General features: G+C 43.8%; 9 protein-coding genes and 1 pseudogene. 6 read left to right on the top strand and 4 right to left on the bottom strand.

All coding sequences use genetic code 11. The features are described from left to right. Positions 1-409 precede the first annotated feature (409 nt). From H5073_RS00600 to H5073_RS00610, 3 genes are read left to right on the top strand one after another with little or no spacing between them, the layout of a single operon-like run. Complete coding sequence (locus tag H5073_RS00600) at positions 410-2,680, top strand: TerB N-terminal domain-containing protein (RefSeq protein ID WP_182676174.1); 2,271 nt, start codon at positions 410-412, stop codon at positions 2,678-2,680. Next, entirely contained in the window at positions 2,681-3,991 is a 1,311-nt protein-coding gene (locus tag H5073_RS00605; RefSeq protein ID WP_259394764.1) for an ATP-binding protein, read from the top strand. It abuts the gene before it with no gap. Beyond that, entirely contained in the window at positions 3,988-6,231 is a 2,244-nt protein-coding gene (locus H5073_RS00610) for a DEAD/DEAH box helicase (RefSeq protein ID WP_182676175.1), read from the top strand. The genes H5073_RS00605 and H5073_RS00610 overlap by 4 nt, the downstream gene beginning before the upstream one ends. Before the next feature lie 2 nt (positions 6,232-6,233). On the opposite strand, the pseudogene H5073_RS00615 reads toward H5073_RS00610, so the two are convergent. Further along, a pseudogene (locus H5073_RS00615) lies at positions 6,234-6,440 on the bottom strand (IS256 family transposase); the annotation flags it as partial. 881 nt (positions 6,441-7,321) lie between these two features. On the opposite strand from H5073_RS00615, the gene nrdA reads away from it, so the two are divergent. The 3 genes from nrdA (at position 7,322) to yfaE (ending at position 11,129) form a co-directional block, all read left to right on the top strand. Further along, entirely contained in the window at positions 7,322-9,610 is a 2,289-nt protein-coding gene (gene nrdA, locus H5073_RS00620) for a class 1a ribonucleoside-diphosphate reductase subunit alpha (RefSeq protein ID WP_182676176.1), read from the top strand. A 63-nt stretch (positions 9,611-9,673) separates the two neighbouring features. Next, positions 9,674-10,804 carry a class Ia ribonucleoside-diphosphate reductase subunit beta gene (gene nrdB / locus H5073_RS00625; RefSeq protein ID WP_182676177.1) on the top strand — a complete coding sequence of 377 codons (1,131 nt, stop codon included), beginning with the start codon at positions 9,674-9,676 and terminating at the stop codon, positions 10,802-10,804. Further along, the gene (gene yfaE, locus H5073_RS00630) at positions 10,794-11,129 is read left to right on the top strand and encodes a class I ribonucleotide reductase maintenance protein YfaE (RefSeq protein ID WP_182676178.1); all 336 of its coding nucleotides are present in this window, start codon (positions 10,794-10,796) and stop codon (positions 11,127-11,129) included. Before nrdB ends, yfaE begins: the two co-directional genes overlap by 11 nt. Before the next feature lie 44 nt (positions 11,130-11,173). Here the strand turns inward: yfaE and H5073_RS00635 are convergent, their stop codons facing one another. The 3 genes from H5073_RS00635 to H5073_RS00645 all read right to left on the bottom strand — a co-directional run bounded on the left by H5073_RS00635 (position 11,174) and on the right by H5073_RS00645 (position 19,522). Further along, complete coding sequence (locus H5073_RS00635) at positions 11,174-12,121, bottom strand: diguanylate cyclase (RefSeq protein ID WP_182676179.1); 948 nt, start codon at positions 12,119-12,121, stop codon at positions 11,174-11,176. After that, positions 12,112-17,031: a PAS domain S-box protein gene (locus H5073_RS00640; protein ID WP_182676180.1), complete on the bottom strand. Its 4,920-nt coding sequence runs from the start codon at positions 17,029-17,031 to the stop codon at positions 12,112-12,114. Before H5073_RS00640 ends, H5073_RS00635 begins: the two co-directional genes overlap by 10 nt. A gap of 634 nt (positions 17,032-17,665) precedes the next feature. Further along, entirely contained in the window at positions 17,666-19,522 is a 1,857-nt protein-coding gene (locus tag H5073_RS00645) for a lipoxygenase family protein (RefSeq protein WP_182676181.1), read from the bottom strand. Positions 19,523-19,634: the final 112 nt, after the last annotated feature.

Below are 19,634 nucleotides of genomic sequence, written 5' to 3' on the forward strand. Positions count from 1 at the left end.
CTCGGGCGCAGCATCCCTGCTGCTCACGCACCCGAGCCATTTAGCCCAACCCCCTCTCATTAGCATCGGAGTTGCCATTTAGCTTTTATCAACAGGCATATTTCGGTATGTGCATCATAGTTAAGTTCTGACACATTTTTGCACCAAGGTTACTTAGAACAGCCCATGATTTTGTAATGCTACAATGTCAACCAATCTAGGCTCTAAACCCTTTTAAGACTTAAAATGAGGTCCGGAGTTTGCCAAACTCAACCTGGGCATGCAGATGAATATCTGTATGTTGAGCACATGATTGAATGCAACTTAACTCTGATAAGAAATAAGATATTGTAAAAGTAGTTGTTTTCGGTAAACATAGGCCCCAAGGAATATTTTTCGCTTATTTCCTGACCATTATAAGGACAATAAAATGGAATTCGTGATAGGGATCGTCATCATTTATTTTCTGTACAAGCTTGTATCAGGAAAACCTAAAAGCAGCTCAATTACTCGCTCCACCAGCAGTAAACCTGTCACCCCAGATATTCAAAGCAGCTACTCAACTAGCTCTCGATCTACAACTATTTCTTCTAGTAATGACAATGACGACCTTGCGACTTTCACAGTCCATACAAGTTTTGGCAGAGAAACAGAAAAATCTACCAATAAACAGAAAGGTCGCTGGGTTGGAGAAAGTGAACAACTGACAATTAATGGAAGGCGATTTACCAGAGGGCTTTTTTATTTTGGTGGGGTTATGGAGTCCCTCTCGGGCTATGGCACCGAGCCCTCTTTGGTCGATGATAAGCTGCCAGCACTGCTGATGTCAGTGAACATCGGATCTGAATTATATACCGATGAATCCTTCGGGTACTGGCCAAGTTATGCTTCCCTTTCAGAAGGTTGTAGAGGGGCGTATCTCGATTTTTTAGCTTCTGATCGTTCAGAACCAACCACCCCCATTGGGTACGTATTCATCTACTTCTATGGGTTCGAGAGACGAATTATTGAAAACCGAGCGAATAAGCTGGTTTCAGATCAAGAGTTCCTCACGATATTTGAAGAGGTACTACGCCTTAACCAAGTGTTCAATGCGAACCGTTCTTTTAGGGGATATTCGGCTAATTTCCTGGAATTAATGGCCTTGCTCAGACCCGATCTGCTTAAACACAGAACGAAGGAAATCCCGGAAACAAGCAATGGATTGTCATTCAAAGTTAAACTTGCAACTACGATAGCAAACAATCAGCCAGTTGATGCAGATCTTGCACTAGAGTGGTTAAAAAATACGTTTGAGTATTCTCTGAAAACGCCAGCGCGAAGATGTGAAGACGAGTTCAGAAAGCTGTTCAATATAAGATTTACTAAAAAATTTGGCGATGGAATTTCGGTTAAGCCAAATAAAACCAAGCTCTCACTGACATACCATTCAGCGAGTAATGGTATTCACAGTGTTGAAATCAATAAACACGATCTACCGGATCCAAGTCTTTTAAAAGCACCAATAAATAAACTCATTCCCATTGCAGAGCTGTGTACAGAAGAACTGAACAGTTACAGTCGCTATTTGGGTAAAGCAGATACCTCTGAGAATGATATTGCGGCTTTAATGCTGTTGCCTAAAGAGCTGGTAAATGAATCAAACTCCCCAGTTATCGAATCATTTAAGCAATGGGCTGAGCAATTAATCCAGAACAATATGGGGTTAACAACAGTACAAGAGTTTTGGTCCCAAACAGGAATGCCACTGCCAAAAGCCATTAATAAAAAAGAGATTGAACTGCTGACTAATCTCGCAACTAAAGCTGATATTGGTATTGCACCCGACCAACGTTTTCATTTCACCAAATTCAAAGTAGACGGAAATATCGTATTGTTTTCGCCTGGGCATGGAGAGTTTTTTGAGCCTCGCCCAGCCTTTCATCAGGTAATGCTCGCATTAAGGCTCGGTGCGATGGTGGCGACCATTGACGGCACTGTTGATATTGATGAAGAGCAAACTCTTCGCAAGCTTATTGAGCATGATGATAAATTGTCGCCAACGGAGAAAAACTCCTTGTCAGCTTATCTTACTTGGCGATTAAATAGCCCTGCTAACACCGTAGGATTGAGTGCAAGAATAGAGTTATTAAACTCCAACCAAACCGAGTTCTTGAAGAAACTTATCATTTCCATTGCTCTTGCTGACGGTAAGGTTGAACCGTCGGAAATAAAACAAATTGAAAAGCTTTATACCTCATTGGGGCTCGATAAATCACTGGTTGCAAGTGACGTTCACAACGTAACAACGACTAGGAGACCAACATCATCTTCGACGTCAGACGTTGGCCCAAATAAAGATGTATTCCAGCTGGATGAAGACATTCTTGCAATGCATGAGAGTGATACCAGTGATGCCAAGTCAATGTTAGCAAATATCTTTACTGTGGATGATGAACCAGAACCTGAGCAAAAAAGTTCATTAGCGACTAAGCCAGATGGTCTGAATATAACTCATAAAGCATTGTTTGACGCGCTAATCACTAAAGCTGTATGGGCTCGTAATGACGTTAACGAGCTTTGCATTAAACTCCAACTGATGGTTGATGGTGCTATCGAAACGATTAATGATTGGGCATACGAAAAAGTCGATGCACCGGTGTTGGATGACGATGGTGATATCTATGTTGATCTCGAAATTGTTGAAGAGTTAAAGGAGTAAATGATGATTGTTAAGAAAATTCGAGCTAAGGAAAGAGACGCAATTATCCAATCTCTGAAATCTGGTGTAACACCCAAGGTTGGGATCCAACATATTCAAGTCGGCCGAGTGAATGAACTAAAAGCTATGATTCAAGATATTGAACGGATCTCAGACGGTGGTTCTGCCTTCAGGCTTATTATCGGTGAGTATGGCTCGGGGAAGACATTCTTTTTGAGTGTAGTAAGAGCTATTGCGTTAGAAAGAAAGCTGGTGACTATCAATGCCGACTTGTCACCGGTCAGGCGGATCCATGCCTCGGCTGGCCAGGCAAGAAATCTTTATTCAGAGCTTATGCGTAACATGTCCACACGCAATAAGCCGGATGGCAATGCATTGACAAGTGTTGTGGAAAAATTTATCACAGAAGCTCGGATGGCAGCAGACAGCAGCGGTAAAAGCATCAATGCCGTTATTCATGAAAAGCTGTCGTCACTGTCAGAGCTTGTTGGTGGATATGATTTTGCGAAGGTTATTGAGGCCTATTGGAATGGTCATGAAGCCGATAACGAAGCACTAAAAGTGAACGCCATAAGGTGGTTGCGTGCTGAATACTCGACTAAGACAGATGCCCGTAATGACCTTGATGTAAGAACCATCATATCGGATGCATCTTTTTATGACTCGCTTAAGTTAATGAGTCTTTTTGTTCGCCAAGCTGGTTATCAGGGGTTATTGGTAAACCTTGATGAGATGGTGAATCTTTATAAACTTAACAACACCACCGCCAGAACGTCAAACTACGAACAAATATTGCGAATTCTTAATGACTGTCTCCAAGGTACAGCAGAGCACTTGGGTTTCTTGCTTGGCGGAACACCTGAGTTCCTTCTCGACCCAAGGAAAGGTCTTTATAGCTATGAAGCGCTGCAATCCAGGCTTGCTGGCAACACCTTTGCTAAACAAGCTGGTGTTATCGATTACTCATCTCCCGCATTGCATCTTGCAAGTTTGACCCCGGAAGAGCTCTATATCTTGCTTAAAAACTTACGCCACGTACATGCTGAAGGTGATGAAAGTAAGTATCTTGTTCCTGATGAATCCTTAAAAGCGTTTCTAAAGCACTGTAGTCAAACTATCGGGGATGCTTATTTCAGAACGCCCAGAAACACAATAAAAGCATTTTTAGATATGCTTGCTGTCATCGATCAAAATCCAAGTATAGCATGGAGTAACTTGGTCGCCTCTGTCGCAATCGAAGAGGAGAAGCCTTCTGATGTAGAGCTCGATATCGAAGAAACAGAGGAAGAGTTGGCTGACTTTAAGCTATGAGAAACGAACATGAGAAGCTTGATATCAGAGTTCAACGCTGGATTTTCCAGCAAGGTTGGCCCAGCCTAAGAGAAATCCAGTGCCTGGCCATTGAGCCGATACTATCCGCAAACACCGATGTTTTAATCAGTGCGTCAACTGCAGCGGGAAAGACGGAAGCTTTCTTTCTTCCCGCCATTAGCGCGATTTCGGCTCAAGAAAATGGGGTAGGTATTCTCTATATCAGCCCACTTAAAGCCTTGATCAATGATCAAGACAGGCGTTTGGAAAGCCTCTCTGATTTACTCAATATGCCGGTCACACCCTGGCATGGCGATAGTCCACAAAGCAGAAAAAATAAGCTAAAGGCATCACCTGCAGGTATTGTCTTGATCACGCCAGAGTCACTTGAGTCTCTACTTATTCGTGATGCCAGTTGGGTAAAGTCCGCATTTTCATCTTTAAAATACATTGTGATAGATGAATTTCATGCCTTTTTGAGTTCAGAGCGCGGACATCATTTATTATCGCTGCTGCACCGGCTGGAACATCTGCTCGGGCGCTTAAAAACACCAATTCCCAGAGTGGCATTGAGTGCCACACTTGGCGAGCTAGATAAAGTCCCGTTATCACTGCGGCCAAATCAATCTTTACCCTGCAGAATTATCCGGGATTCAAGTTCGACATCGACTCTCAAGGTCCAAATCAAGGGGTACCTAAATCCTGCTTTGTTAGATCCCGAGATGCCAGTCGATGCCGAATATCAGATCTGCCAAGATCTCTTCAAATTTTGCCGTGGAAGTAACCATTTAGTATTTGCAAATAGCCGGAGCAGAACTGAGAGCATAGCTGCAACGTTGAGTGACTTATGTGATCAACTGTCGGTGCCAAATGAATTTTTTCCACACCATGGTTCGTTATCGAAGGAACTGAGGGAAAGCCTCGAAAAGCGCCTTCAACAAGAGCAATATCCCACAACTGCTTTGTGTACCATGACGTTGGAATTGGGTATCGACATCGGAAAAGTCAATTCGGTTGTCCAGGTAACCGCTCCCCACTCTGTTTCAAGCCTTCGCCAAAGGATGGGACGTGCCGGGCGACGTGGTGGCCCATCTATTCTGCGCATGTTGATTGCAGAAGATGAACTGACTAAAGATTCAAGTGTTATTGATAATCTCCGTTTGGAGCTAATACAGTCATTTGCAATGATCAGGCTATTGATTAGCAGTAAATGGTACGAGCCGGCAGATACATCCCTTCACCACTTTTCTACTCTTTTACATCAGATCCTTGCTGTTCTTGCACAATGGGGAGGGATTAGAGCTGATCAGCTGTTCAACCTGCTGTGTAAAGAGGGCCCATTCCAACACATTGCTGTAGAAGACTACAAGGCCGTTCTGCTGCATATGGGTAGCACAGAGTTAATTACCCAGCTTGGTAGTGGAGAGCTGGTTTTAGGCGTGTTAGGTGAGCGTATTACCAGCCACTACTCATTTTATGCCGTATTCAAAACGCCAGAAGAGTTTAGGATTATCAGCGGCACCAAAACTCTGGGTACGCTGCCTATCGATTCTTTGGTGTTAGTTGGTCAGCACATCATATTCGGCGGCAAAAGATGGATAGTTAAAGACATAGATAGCGACAAAAAGACCATTTATGTTGAACATGCCAAAGGTGGGAAACCACCCAAATTTGGTGGTAGTGGCATGTCGGTACATGATGTTGTGCGTCAGGAGATGTTCCAAATTCTCTGTGAAGGCGATTACCGAATATCTGTCGCAGATCAGAAGATAGATTTTGCCGATGCGAACGCTAGGGCGTTATTTCAGGAAAGCATGGCGTTTTTTAGGAAGACCAATTTAACGCATAACGTATTGCTGCAGCATGGTAATAGTACCTATATTTTTACGTGGCTTGGTGACAAAACGGTAAATACGATAGCTGCTCTGCTAATTATGCATGGATATGAAGCAGGCGCTTATGCTGGGGTTATCGAAGTGAGTAAAGCATCTTTAAGTGATGTTACGGCGACCTTACACTCCTTGGCAAGTACAGATATACCTAACGCAACAGAGCTCGCTCGCAGTGTTTTAGAAAAACGAGTAGATAAGTTTGACGAGTTCTTACCTGAAGAAATCCTTTCTACCGGATATGGAACAAAAGCATTTAACATAAATAAAGCAAAAAACTGGCTAGAAAGATTCAGCACTTCGATTACTCATTCACCAAAGGAGGGCCTTAATAATTCTGTGTCTGGTTAATTTCACAGAATGATATATTCGTCCAAACGGCCTTCGAAATGGATTGATAGCTGCGATAGTGTCAAATTCCAATTCTGCATCGGGTGAGTCGAACGCGCAATGGTCTTCAATATGAAACCCGCACAAACTATCTTGAGTAAACTGTTCTCGTTGGTAAAACCCCCCTTGGTTTTGGTTAGCTTTCTAAACTGACGATGCACTGCTTCCACAATTTAACGGTGGCAATCATTGTTTAATTTTGGGTGCAGTCTTTTGAGTCAACATATACAAAACTGAAAAGGTGAACCATGAGTGTTTGCGAGACGACCGTCTGAGACAGGACGTCGAAGCGAGCTACAGGGAGGTATTTGATTTAAATCAAGAGCACGCGTGTCGGTGAGACTTTTTATGAAAGAAATGGGCCATGGCAAGCCTGTACTCGCAACACTGGAATTAAGTTATTTTGGTGTATAACAAACTCCTGTCCCAAACCAGTTTGGTTAATGGCTGGAAATGCTGCCTGATTGCAAAGTCAGATTGATAATCTTTTAAGGGCTAACAGATACACAACTGCTAAGAAGGTGAACCATGACGCTTCACCACGGGAAAGCGAAGCGACCGTCTACTTCTTGCTACCGTCATGGCGTGTTTTGTTGCTTAGCATGGTCCATTTAGCCGCGATCTTATTTCACAGGAAAGATCAATCACAAAGATGTCTGCAGAAATCGATCGCTGCTTATTTTAGCGATCAAAACAAAGCGAAAAAATGATTAAGTTTTGTTCTCAGCTTTGAAAACCTAGCTCAATTTGAGCTCTAGGGTTAGCCGCTACTAACGCTACTCGTTATCCTCAAGATATCCACAACTTATTAAAAAAAACCTGCTTGCAAATAGTGGCCAAACTCACTATCTTGTAGGTACAAAATTTATTTAACACTATATCTTGTGTGTCACTCATGTTCTAAGCCACTATTCAAGACAAAGTAAACATGACAAGGTGCGTCGTTTTACTTTGAATTTACTTGGCTAGTTTAGCCGCCATCGCGTTCGCAGGCCTAAGCCCTGCGCAAACGCTTTTAGTGATCAAAAGATAGCAACAGGGCCTCTCTTTAATGAATACCAATATGACAGTCACCAAACGAAGTGGCGAACGTGAATCCATAGATTTGGATAAAATCCACCGCGTAATTACTTGGTCTACCAAGGGATTAAAAAATGTCTCGGTTTCTGAAGTTGAGCTGAGATCTCATCTGCAATTTTTCGATGGTATCCCCACCGAAGCCATCCATGAAACCATCATTAAAGCTGCGGCGGATCTTATCTCCCCAGAGGCACCTGATTACCAGTTCGTTGCCGCTCGTCTTGCGGTGTTTCACCTGCGCAAAAAAGCCTATGGCCAGTTTGAGCCGCCATCACTTGTTGATCACGTCACCCGTTTAGTTGAGCTTGGTAAATACGACAAAAACATTCTTACTGATTATACCCGTGAAGAACTTGAAGTGATGGATACTTATATCGATCACTGGCGCGATATGAACTTCTCTTACGCTGCGGTTAAGCAGCTTGAAGGCAAGTACTTAGTGCAAAACCGCGTCACTCACGAAGTGTACGAAAGCGCCCAGTTCCTTTACATCTTAGTGGCGGCGTGTTTGTTTGCTCGCTACCCGGCCGAAACGCGCCTTAAGTACATCAAAGATTTTTATGATGCGACCTCAAGCTTTAAGATTTCATTGCCAACACCTATCATGTCTGGTGTGCGCACCCCAACGCGTCAATTCAGCTCTTGCGTATTGATAGAGTGTGATGACAGCTTAGATTCAATCAATGCCACGGCATCTTCTATCGTTAAATACGTTAGCCAGCGCGCAGGCATTGGCATCAACGCCGGTCGTATTCGCGCCTTAGGTAGCCCAATTCGTGGCGGTGAAGCATTCCACACAGGTTGCTTGCCTTTTTATAAGTATTTCCAAACCGCGGTTAAGTCGTGCTCTCAAGGCGGCGTACGTGGCGGTGCTGCTACCCTGTTCTACCCAATTTGGCATTTAGAAGTTGAGTCATTACTAGTACTTAAGAACAACCGCGGCGTCGATGACAACCGCGTGCGTCATTTAGATTACGGTGTGCAGCTTAACAAGTTGATGTACCAACGCTTAATCAAAGGCCAAGACATTAGCCTGTTCAGCCCATCAGATGTACCTGGTCTTTATGATGCTTTCTTCGCTGACCAAGTGGAGTTCGAGCGTTTGTATCTGCAATATGAGCAAGACACGAGTGTGCGTCGTAAGACCTTAAAGGCTGTTGAATTATTTTCACTCATGATGCAAGAACGCGCCTCAACGGGCCGTATCTACATTCAAAACGTGGATCATTGCAACACCCACAGCCCGTTCGACCCAAGCGTAGCGCCAATTAAGCAATCTAACTTATGTTTAGAAATTGCATTGCCGACTAAGCCACTTAAAAATATTGACGATCCAAACGGTGAAATCGCGCTTTGTACGCTTTCAGCCCTTAACTTAGGTGCAATCAAAGATTTAAGTGAGCTTGAACCCTTGGCTGACTTAGCTGTTCGCGCCCTTGATAATCTATTAGATTATCAAGATTACCCGATTATTTCGGCGCAGCTTGGGTCAATGAACCGTCGTACACTGGGCATAGGCGTGATTAACTTCGCCAACTACTTAGCCAAGAATGGTAAGAAGTACTCGGACGGCTCTGCTAACAATTTAACTCACAAGACATTCGAAGCCATACAGTTCTACCTGTTAAAAGCTTCAATGAACTTGGCTAAAGAGCAAGGTGCATGCCCGTTATTTCACGAGACCACTTACTCTAAAGGCATCTTGCCTATCGACACCTATAAGCGTGATTTAGACGCCATTTGCAATGAACCCTTGCACATGGATTGGGAAACCTTGCGTAAAGACATTCAAGAATACGGCTTACGTAACTCGACCCTGTCAGCGCTTATGCCGTCTGAGACCTCATCGCAAATTTCTAACGCCACCAATGGTATCGAGCCACCACGTGGACTTATCAGCGTCAAGGCAAGTAAAGATGGCCAGTTAAAGCAAGTGGTGCCTGATTTTGAAGAGCTGCGTGATAGCTATGAATTGCTCTGGAACATGCCAAACAACGATGGATATTTACAACTTGTAGGCATAATGCAGAAGTTTATCGACCAAGCGATATCAGCCAACACTAACTATGATCCAAGCCGTTTTGAAGGCCGTAAAGTGCCGATGCAAACCTTGCTTAAAGACTTGTTAGGTGCCTATAAACTCGGCGTTAAAACCCTGTATTACCATAACACTCGCGATGGTGCCTCTGATCAATTCGATGACATCACTGCCGTGATTGAAGAAGATGATGATTGTGCCGGCGGTGCGTGTAAAATTTAATTTTACACTCAATATTTAACTTGTATGGGGACCTTGAGTCCCCCTTCTCATGGAAGCGTAAACATGGCTTATTCAACATTTTGTCAAACACCGAACGATGCCACCAAAGAACCTATGTTCTTTGGTCAAACGGTCAACGTGGCTCGCTACGATCAGCAAAAATACGACGTATTTGAAAAGCTAATCGAAAAGCAATTGTCTTTCTTTTGGCGTCCAGAAGAAGTTGACGTCAGCCGTGACAAAATCGACTTCAATGCCTTGCCTGATCATGAGAAGCACATTTTTATCTCTAATCTTAAGTATCAAACCCTGCTGGACTCTATTCAAGGCCGCTCACCCAACGTAGCGTTTTTGCCGTTAGTGTCCTTGCCAGAACTTGAAACTTGGATTGAAACTTGGTCATTTTCAGAAACCATTCACTCCCGCTCTTACACGCATATTATTCGTAATATTGTTAACGATCCCTCGGTGATTTTCGATGATATCGTAGTGAATGAAGAAATCCTTAAACGCGCCGGTGATATTGCCCAGTATTATGATGACTTGATCCATTTAACTCAGATTTTCAACCTTCATGGCGCAGGTACCCACCTTATTGACGGTAAGCAAGTTACGGTTAATTTAAAGGTGCTCAAGAAGTCACTGTATTTGTGCATGATGTCAGTCAATGCCCTTGAAGCGATCCGCTTTTACGTAAGCTTTGCCTGTTCATTCGCATTTGCAGAGCGTAAGGTCATGGAAGGTAATGCCAAAATCATCCGCTTAATCGCCCGTGATGAAGCCCTACATTTAAACAGCACGCAGCACATTTTAGCCTTAATGCAAGGCGGCAAAGATGATCCTGAAATGGCCGAGATCGCCATTGAATGCCAGCAGCAAGCCTATGATTTATTCTACAAAGCAGCTGAGCAAGAAAAGGAATGGGCCAAGTACCTGTTTAAAGACGGCTCCATGATTGGCTTAAATGAGCAGATCTTGTGTCAATACGTGGAATACATCACCAATCAAAGAATGAAATCAGTGCATTTACCTCAGCCTTATGCTGAAATCTCTAATCCTTTACCTTGGATGAAAAACTGGTTAGAAAGTGATGCTGTGCAAGTAGCCCCTCAAGAAGTGGAAGTATCCTCTTACCTAGTAGGACAGATTGACTCTTCCGTTAACAGTGACGAGTTTTTAGATTTTGACCTGTAAACTGTTTAAGAAAGCGCCTATCGTCAGCTTAAACCTGCAGCCCGTCATCTTGTTTGATGGGCAGCAACCAACGCTGCTGGAAGCGTTAGAACAGAAAAAAGTTAACATCTTTTCAGAGTGCCGCAATGGATTTTGCGGTGCCTGTAAAACCCAAGTGTTGTCCGGCGAAGTCAGCTACATCAAAGAGCCTATCGCCAGCCTCAAAGCTGATGAATGCCTGCCCTGCTGCTGTATTCCCAAAACCGATCTTAGCCTTAATCTTTCCACCGAAGGTGTCGAGCTTATCGCTAGACCTCTAAGCGCCACATCGCTCAATCTATTTTAGCGAAATTTAAGTCTCCTTGAGATTGAATTAGCAAGCTTAAGGGATCATAAAATGCTGTCCATATTAATGGCTTCAACTCGATTTCTGCCATTTTCTTTGGCGCGATATAATTGTTTATCTGCAGTTTCAACAAGGGTCTGAAGATCCATGTCTTGACTTGGATTCACGCTAGCAAGCCCTGCACTTATGGTGACAAATGCCATTACATCTGATCCTTGATGAGGAATTTTTAGGGCGATAATGCTGTCCACGATTTGCTGAGTAACAAATAAGGCACCATCGTAATCGGTGTCAGGTAAGACACAGATAAATTCTTCACCGCCAAAACGTGCGACTAAATCATAGGGACGATTGACCCTACTGCTGATAGCTTGGGCCACAGAGCGCAAGCAAGTATCCCCTTGAGAGTGCCCATAATGATCGTTATAGCGCTTAAAATAATCAATATCTAACATTATGATTGAAATGGGCTGCTTAGCGCGGACACAATAAAGCCAAGATTGAGGATAGCTCTCTTCAAATTTTCGGCGATTGGCAACCCCTGTAAGGCCATCAAGTAAAGCAATTTTCCGCAATAAGTCTGACTGGCATTTGAGCGTAAACTGGTTTTTAATCCGCGCTTTAGTGATCACTGGATTAATAGGTTTATGGATAAAATCCACCGCCCCCAATTGAAAGCCTTTGACTTCTTTTTCTTCATCAAAATGACCAGTGACAAAAATAATCACCACATCTTGCGTCAAAGGATCGGCTTTGAGTCTTTCACAGACATCAAAGCCACTTAAGGTCGGCATTTCTATGTCTAGCAATATGATATCAGGCTGTATTTTTTTACACATATCAATGGCTTGAACACCATCTCTAGCCATGTGAATGTCATAATCGTCATTCAAAAGCTGGTGTAGAATTTTGATGTTAACCACTTGATCGTCCACTAGCAGTATTTTTCCCCGTATGGGGAGCACCGCCGACACATACTCATCTATGAACATGTCGTTAGATCCTTTTTAATTTTTTTTGTTGTCTGTAGTGCATCAGCAAACGCCAAATCGTTCACTTGGGCGTTGAGCGTTAACCAAAGATCGCTTAGCTGCACTTTTGCCAGTAGCTCTTGCATATTGCTAAGTGCATCTAAGTTTTGTTCTGCCAATAACTTGTCTAATGTTAGCAAAGATCCCATTATTTCGGTTTCAGGTATCAAATGCTTAGGGCTTGGCAGCGGCAAATCCTCTGGACTCACTGATGGAAATAGTTGTTCAAGTTTTTCAACACTTTGAGCCACATAATTCTGCATTTTTTCAAGCCACCAAGCGGCGCCATCTAAGGGAGCTGTTCCTTGACAATGGGTTTCTAGTTGGGCTGCAAAATGTGATAAACGTTTAGCACCAATATTACTGGCAGTGCCTTTAATCGTATGGGCAATTAAGCCTAAATTGACTAAATCCTTATTCGCTATGGTCGTTTCTAGTTGTGTCAGCTGAATCGCCATTTCTGAGATAAAACTCTCTTTTACATCAACAAAAAAGGCCATTTCGCCACCAAAACGCCGTAGTATAGACTCTGTGTGCTCTAAAATAGCCACTTGTTCTATATCAACTTCAGCGTGTAATTGAGCCCTATGGGCTTGGGTTGACCCCTTATAAAGTGCTGGGATCTCTCGCCCCAATAACCCGAGCATTTTCGGCAACACTAGGGCTAAATCGATAGGCTTGCCTACGTGCTCGTTCATGCCAGCGGCTAAACACAGTTCTCTGTCTAATGCCGATGCATTGGCTGTCATGGCCAGAATGGGTAAAGTATCAAAACGTGGGTCTTGGCGAATAAGCTGTGTGGCTTCAAGGCCATCCATATCGGGCATTTGCATGTCCATAATTACAATATCAAAATGGAGCCCACTTTCAACCACTTGTGCAACACCTTCCAGCCCGCCATGGGCTAATGTTACGCGCGCGCCCTGTAAGCGCAGTAATTCATCGATAATTTGACGATTAAGCTGATTATCTTCTACCACTAATACTGACACATCTTTGAGCAATGCCCCTTGTTGCTGTTTTGAGGCCAGAGGCATCTGCATATTGTCATAATCTACATAACTGCTAATAATGTTATCGACCGTCTCTAGAATAAGATTAGCGGTAACGGGTTTAGTTAATAGACTAACAAAGGGTTGTTTGACATAACTTTTACCTTCAAGGAACATTTCTTCCCCATAGGCAGTTAACATGATAATTGCTGGCGGCTGAGTAGCATCAAATTGACTGATGATTAATTCTGCAGTCGCAAGCCCACTCAGATCTGGCATACGCCAGTCCATTAAGATCAAGTCGAAGCTTAGATCAGCTTCACTATCCCGCTCAATAATGCTTAATGCTTCTTTACCGCTACTGGCCTCACTCACCTGTGCACCATGGCTGCTTAAGGTTTTAGCCAAAATTTTACGGCTCATGGCGCTATCATCCACTAACAGCAAACGCTTGTTAGACAAATCCATTGCTTGAGCCATGGTTTTATCTGACACCACCTCCAATGCTAATTCAAAGCTAAAGCGGCTGCCTTCACCCAGCTCGCTGTTCACTCGCAATTCTGAGCCCATTAATTCGACTAAACGCTTGGTAATCGCAAGGCCTAAGCCTGTACCGCCAAAACGCCGTGAGGTTGAAGACTCTGCCTGCACGAAACCTTGAAATATCTTGCCCTGCTGAGCTTGGGATATGCCTATGCCAGAATCTGTAACACTGATCTCCAGCGTGACGCTACCTTTGCATTGACTGACACACTTAATACTTACGACCACATGGCCTTGTTCGGTAAATTTCAGCGCATTTCCCGCCAAGTTAAGCAACACTTGTTTGATCCTTTGCTGATCACCAAGCAATAAGATAGGCATGTTAGGGTCAATATCAAAAATAACTTCAACGGGTTTATGTTGCAGGTTGGCTGCCAGTAATACCGATAGCTCGCGCATAATGGCTTCAAAGGAGCATGGATGAAGGTCCAGCTCCAATTTATTAGCATCAATTTTAGAAAAGTCTAAAATATCATTAAGTAAGCCAAGCAAGGACTTTGCCGCCACTTCTGTTTTTGTGACGTAATCGAGCTGCTGAGCCGTCATTTCTGTGTGCTGCACCAGCTGTAGCATGCCAAGCACTGCGTTCATCGGGGTTCTGATTTCATGACTCATGTTCGCTAAAAAGGCCGATTTAGCGGCGCTGTCAGCATCTGCTGAAGCTTTTGCCTGCCTAAGAGTATGCTCTAGTTCTCGCTGCTCAGTAATATCACGATTAATTCCAACAACTTTTATGGCATTACCTTGATTATCATAGGAAATTTGTGCCCAAGCTTGGATATAGCGTACCCCTGCGCTTGTAATAATCCTAAAGATAGGCTCATAAATGGCGTGGCCTTCAATGGCTTTATTCAAGCTTTCTTCTGCCATTTCAACGTCTTCAGGGTGCATTCGCATTAGCCAATGCTCATAGGTTAAGCCTTCTTCACGTAGGCTTTTCGGTTGATCGTACATAGTAAACATACGATCGTTCCACTCCTCTGTTTTAGTCTGTAAATCTAAGGTCCAAATACCCAGCTCAGCAACTTCTGCAGCTTTACTTAACTGGGTGCTCGCCGAGATCAGCGCTTCTTGCTGATGCAATAAAAGCTCCACATCAATAGCAACCCCAAGATAGCCGGTTATCACGTCTTGTTCATCACGTATGGCAGACACAGACAAGGACACGCGACATAAAGAACCATCTTTACGGACATAAGTCCAATTGCTGGTTTCTGGTCCATAGGTACGGGCTTTATAAACAAAAACTTCAAATCCACTGACATTTAGGCCTTCATCACGGTTAAGTTGACTCGCCCTTTGTTTGACTTCGCTTTCTAAGTGAAAAATTCCTGGGCTAACCTTGCCAACAACCTCATTTTCTTTATAGCCCAATAACAACTGTGCCCCTCTATTAAAAATGCTAACGATACCCGTTTCATCTGTGGCAATAATTGAAATTTCTGATGCCGCATTCAGCACACTAGACAGCAGGGCTGCGAGTTTATTTTTTTCCAGCTGGGCTTTTTTCTTGTCGGTAATATCCGTTCTTAGCGCAACAAAGCGTTCAATTTGTCTCTTATCATCAAAAATAGGGCCAATAACAGTATCAAACCAGCGTAGTTCACCATTGCTATTACGGTTACAAATTTCTCCGTGCCACGACTCGCCCACAAGCAATCTTTGCCACATGGACGTCCAAAAATCTTTTGGGTGTTCACCGGATTTGACTAATGTATGACTCTTGCCCACCAATTGCTCACGGCTATAACCTGTCGCGATGCAAAAATTATCATTAACTGCCAGAATAACCCCTTGCCTGTCCGTTTCTGAATAGAGCAATTGCTTATTAATAGTGTCTAATAGGGTTTTATTCTCCGCAAGGGCATGCTCCAACGCTTGCGTTCTACGGCTAACTTTGAGCTCTAAGCTGGCATTTAACTCTAATATTTGCCGCTGTGCATCCAATTGCACGCTAATATCACGTATGGTTTGGCTTACGCCTATGATGTGACCAAACTCATCGTAAATAGGTAAGGACGTCATGCTTGTTGATAGGCTTCGCTCAAATTTATCCTGATGTTGTCCCATGTGATTAAGCAAAGGTATGCCTTTTGAAACCTGCTTAAAATGCTCAGCTTCTTCAAGGTGTAAATGCTCAGGGACTATTAATGCTTGACTACTATGGCCTATGACTTCGGGCTCAGTGTAACCAAAAATGGTTTCGGCCCCTAGGTTCCAACTGCTAATTAACCCATCAAGATCAAAGCTAATAATGGCATCGAGTGAATGTTCAAGAATATTGGCTCGTCTAGCGTTATCAGCCACCAATAATTGCTTACGCTGCTGATTAAAGCCAAACAAGGCCACCACACCAGCAAGCAACATACTCAAAAGCAGGCTGTAAATAAAAACGAAGCTGGCAGACGTTAAGTTCAAGCTCTTTATAAACTGCGGATAGGCACTTAAGGCTATTTGCCATTGTCTGCCAAAGACGTCACGGTTCACTGTGATGTTGTAGTCGGTTAATCGAGTTTGATCATTAAGATGGGTTTCATAGAAGTGAACTGGCTGATGGCGGTCTGTGACATCGGTAAGCGTCAATTTGGTGAGCGCTTGTGACAGTTCAAGATCGGCGAGCACCTCATTAGTGACTAAAGCTGCATAGCTCCAGCCAAAGGCCTGAGCGTTTCGCTCTTCCATGCTCGCTGGCGTCACGCCGGTTCGATATATGGGCATTAAAATCAAAAAAGATTGCAACGGGCTGCCCGTCGCTTGCACTAAGGTAATTGGACCACTTAAACGTGTCTCCCCTGTCAACATCGCAGCTTGTGCTGCCTGCTGGCGGTTGGACTCTGAGGCAATATCTAACCCAACTGCAGCTAAATTGCGCTCCACAGGCTCAATGTATTGAATGACGTAACGCTCACCGTTATGGGGGTTAAGCTGGCGAATGGCAAAATCGGGCCAACTGTCTTGCTTAGCATTCAAGATAAAATCCGCTTCTTGGGCTAGCGGCACTCGGCGAATAAAGCCAAAGCCACGGGCACCAGGAAACTCTTCATCCACATCTCGGGTCAAACTATAATGATTAAATACCTTACGGGTAATCGCCGTTTCTCCCGCGGTAATAATCGGCGCCCTCGCACTTTTTAAGCCATATTGGTAGAGCACAAAACGATCGGTGATATTATTGATCACTTGTTGTGACAGGTTTTTTAAAGAACTGATTATGATGTCTTGGTTATTACGATCAACTAATATCGACACTGTGATACTAATGCTTAGACCAAGCGCAAAAATAGCCCCTCCCAACTTAGCGGCATGCTTGACGTGTAAACTTTTATTTATTGGCATATTCGGTTTATCTTAATCATCAATGGCCACAAACATTAATTCTGGGCTGCAGGAGCATTAACCTTGGTTGATAAATCACTAACTTGCAAGCTAAGCCCTGAAAAATAGAGTGTTTTCACCCAGCGGGAGGATTTGACTATACATTTTTCGACCACTGATTAACCAAATCTTACCGCAAGATTTATGATACGACGCTTTTATCTAGAACCCAACGCCGACGGCAGAAAAACACTGTACACCTCAGTTTTTTCTTTTAACTAGGTTTGTAATGGCCCAATGAACCTACGATTATCATCCTTCATTACAAACAATGAAGACAGTACCTGTGAACCGATCTTTTTATTTTTTGTGTGCATATCCGAATTCATTTAAGGTCTTAGTATTTATGCCTTGTGCTGTTTGCAAGGCATACATCGCGTGTTGGATTTGGCCACTACCACGCCCATGTTATTTGGTGCGCCTTACGCTATAGAAATTTTTTACGGTAGTTGTTTCAGTGCCTTCGCGCTAATCGATTGTTCTGATTGAGTTTCTCTTCCTTGCTCGACACACACAAAAAAGCGCTAACCTCAGTTAGCGCTCGATGTTTACGGATCTAATGAGTCATCATGACTTAACCCATATCAAAATAGGCCTAAATATTGATACTCACTGGGATCTTACTTGGCAGCAAGACATTGTACTCGGGTCTGTGCTGATTGCGGGCATTGATGGTGGTTTCTATGCTGGCAAGGCTTGATTTAAATTGTGCCAGCGGTCCGCCAGATTGAGTGATTTGTTTGTCTTCAAACCAGTCAAAGTAAGGGAAGTTATTAGTTTGATAATCCCCTAACTGGCGGTAATACACTCCGCCTAAAATCTGCAATAAAGATAATTGCTGCAACGACTTTTGCAGTGGCGCCATGTTGGCTATCCATTGGGCTTGAGTGGTTATTGCGCTGGGTGCTTCACACCACGTTGCCCCTGTGAGCGCTGGGGCAAAGCTCATCAAAGGTTTTTGCGGAAAGTTTACCGCAGCATGTTGCGCACTGGCGGTAAAGATTATCATGGTCAGCACTTCAGCCAGCTGCGGGCGGCTCTCTATGGCTTTAAAGCCTGTCACCGCCCCTTGAGTGGCGACGGCTGACACCCATTTTGCTAACTCATAATCATTCACAACAGCTGCATCATTTTGATAATACACCTCGACATAATGCTTGCTCCAGGTGGCAATGGCGTCCCAAACTAGCTGGGCATCATCACGGTAAGGATAATCTGACAGGTAATCTTTATCGGCTACGCCTCGGGCTGCTAAATCATTGGGCAGCATATAGGCGTAGAAATCCAGTGACAGCCTATCGAGCGCCGCCGCTTTTTGCGTCGCGCTTATCTGGGCGCCAAATATACTTTCAATGGGGCCACCTGCGGCAATCAGTGAACCTGCGGCGCTATTATTAATAAACAGCGTACCCTCAAAATGCGGCGTAAGCAGGATATTAACGGGATGATTTTGCGCAAGTTCGCGCTCTGTTGCCACTGCAAAGGCTTCATTGAGTAAATGGGTTCTGCCTAAATGCACAAATAACTCATGATAATTGCCATCTGCCACCTGCACTGTGCTCATAGCAGCTTGCCATTGCCAAAATGCTGCTGCATCTTGGGTATCTGTGACCGCCAATACTGTGGGTGAGTGAGCGGCATCTTGACCCATCTGGATCGCAACTGGGCATAATTCTGAGCCAGTTTTTGCTACCGCGAATAAGGCGATAGGGGCAAATACGCGCTTATTCGCGGCCTGTGGATGGTCCACCAGCACGCTGAGCTCTTTATAATCCACCACATAAACACGTTTGTCCGTTATCGCTTTAGCCAATGAGTCGTCATTGCCCATCACCTGTTTAAAGTCGGTATCACTTAAGGGAAAGCTTGCCATAGGCTCAGTTAAGCGTTTGATCAACATGGGATTAGGACCCGCAATTCGATAGCGTGCAAAGCTTTGATTCTGAGTGAACACATCGGCCACACTGGGTAAATCTAAGGTTTTGAATTGATCGCGATATGCTTGCACGCCCAATTCTTGCTGCTCTTGACTGGACTCTTGTTGCAACTCTTTTTTCACTAAATCCTGAAATAACGCCACCAGATCTTTAAGGGTATGGCTGGTATGGGTAATTAATGGCCAGTGTGCGCCAACTTTCGCCGCCTCCAATGCTTGAGTTATCTCAGATAAATGGCTTTGCACCTCTGCCAATTGCAGTTCATCTTTAACATTGGCCACTAAGTTTTCAACAATAGGGATCAACACACGGATCACATTCACCGACCAAGTGAGTGTCGGGGTCGCTTCCTTCGGCACTGACTTTGCCATCGGCACTGGACCTACATTGGGATTTTGATCATCCCACACATAACTCAATCTGCTGTGAGCTAATTGCCACTTGCGTTTTGCCTGTAAAGCAGGCGTGTCATTTTGGGGTAATGATGGGTGTTTACGGGGAAATAATAGCGACATAATGAATCCCTTCTTTAACGGTGCAAATCAATCTGCATATCCAAATTAGTTTAATCAATCTCTTAAAGAACGATTAGTGCCTGTAGTTTAAAAAACCACCTTTAAATTGTAG

Source organism: Shewanella sp. SR44-3, assembly GCF_014163735.1.
GTDB lineage: Bacteria > Pseudomonadota > Gammaproteobacteria > Enterobacterales > Shewanellaceae > Shewanella.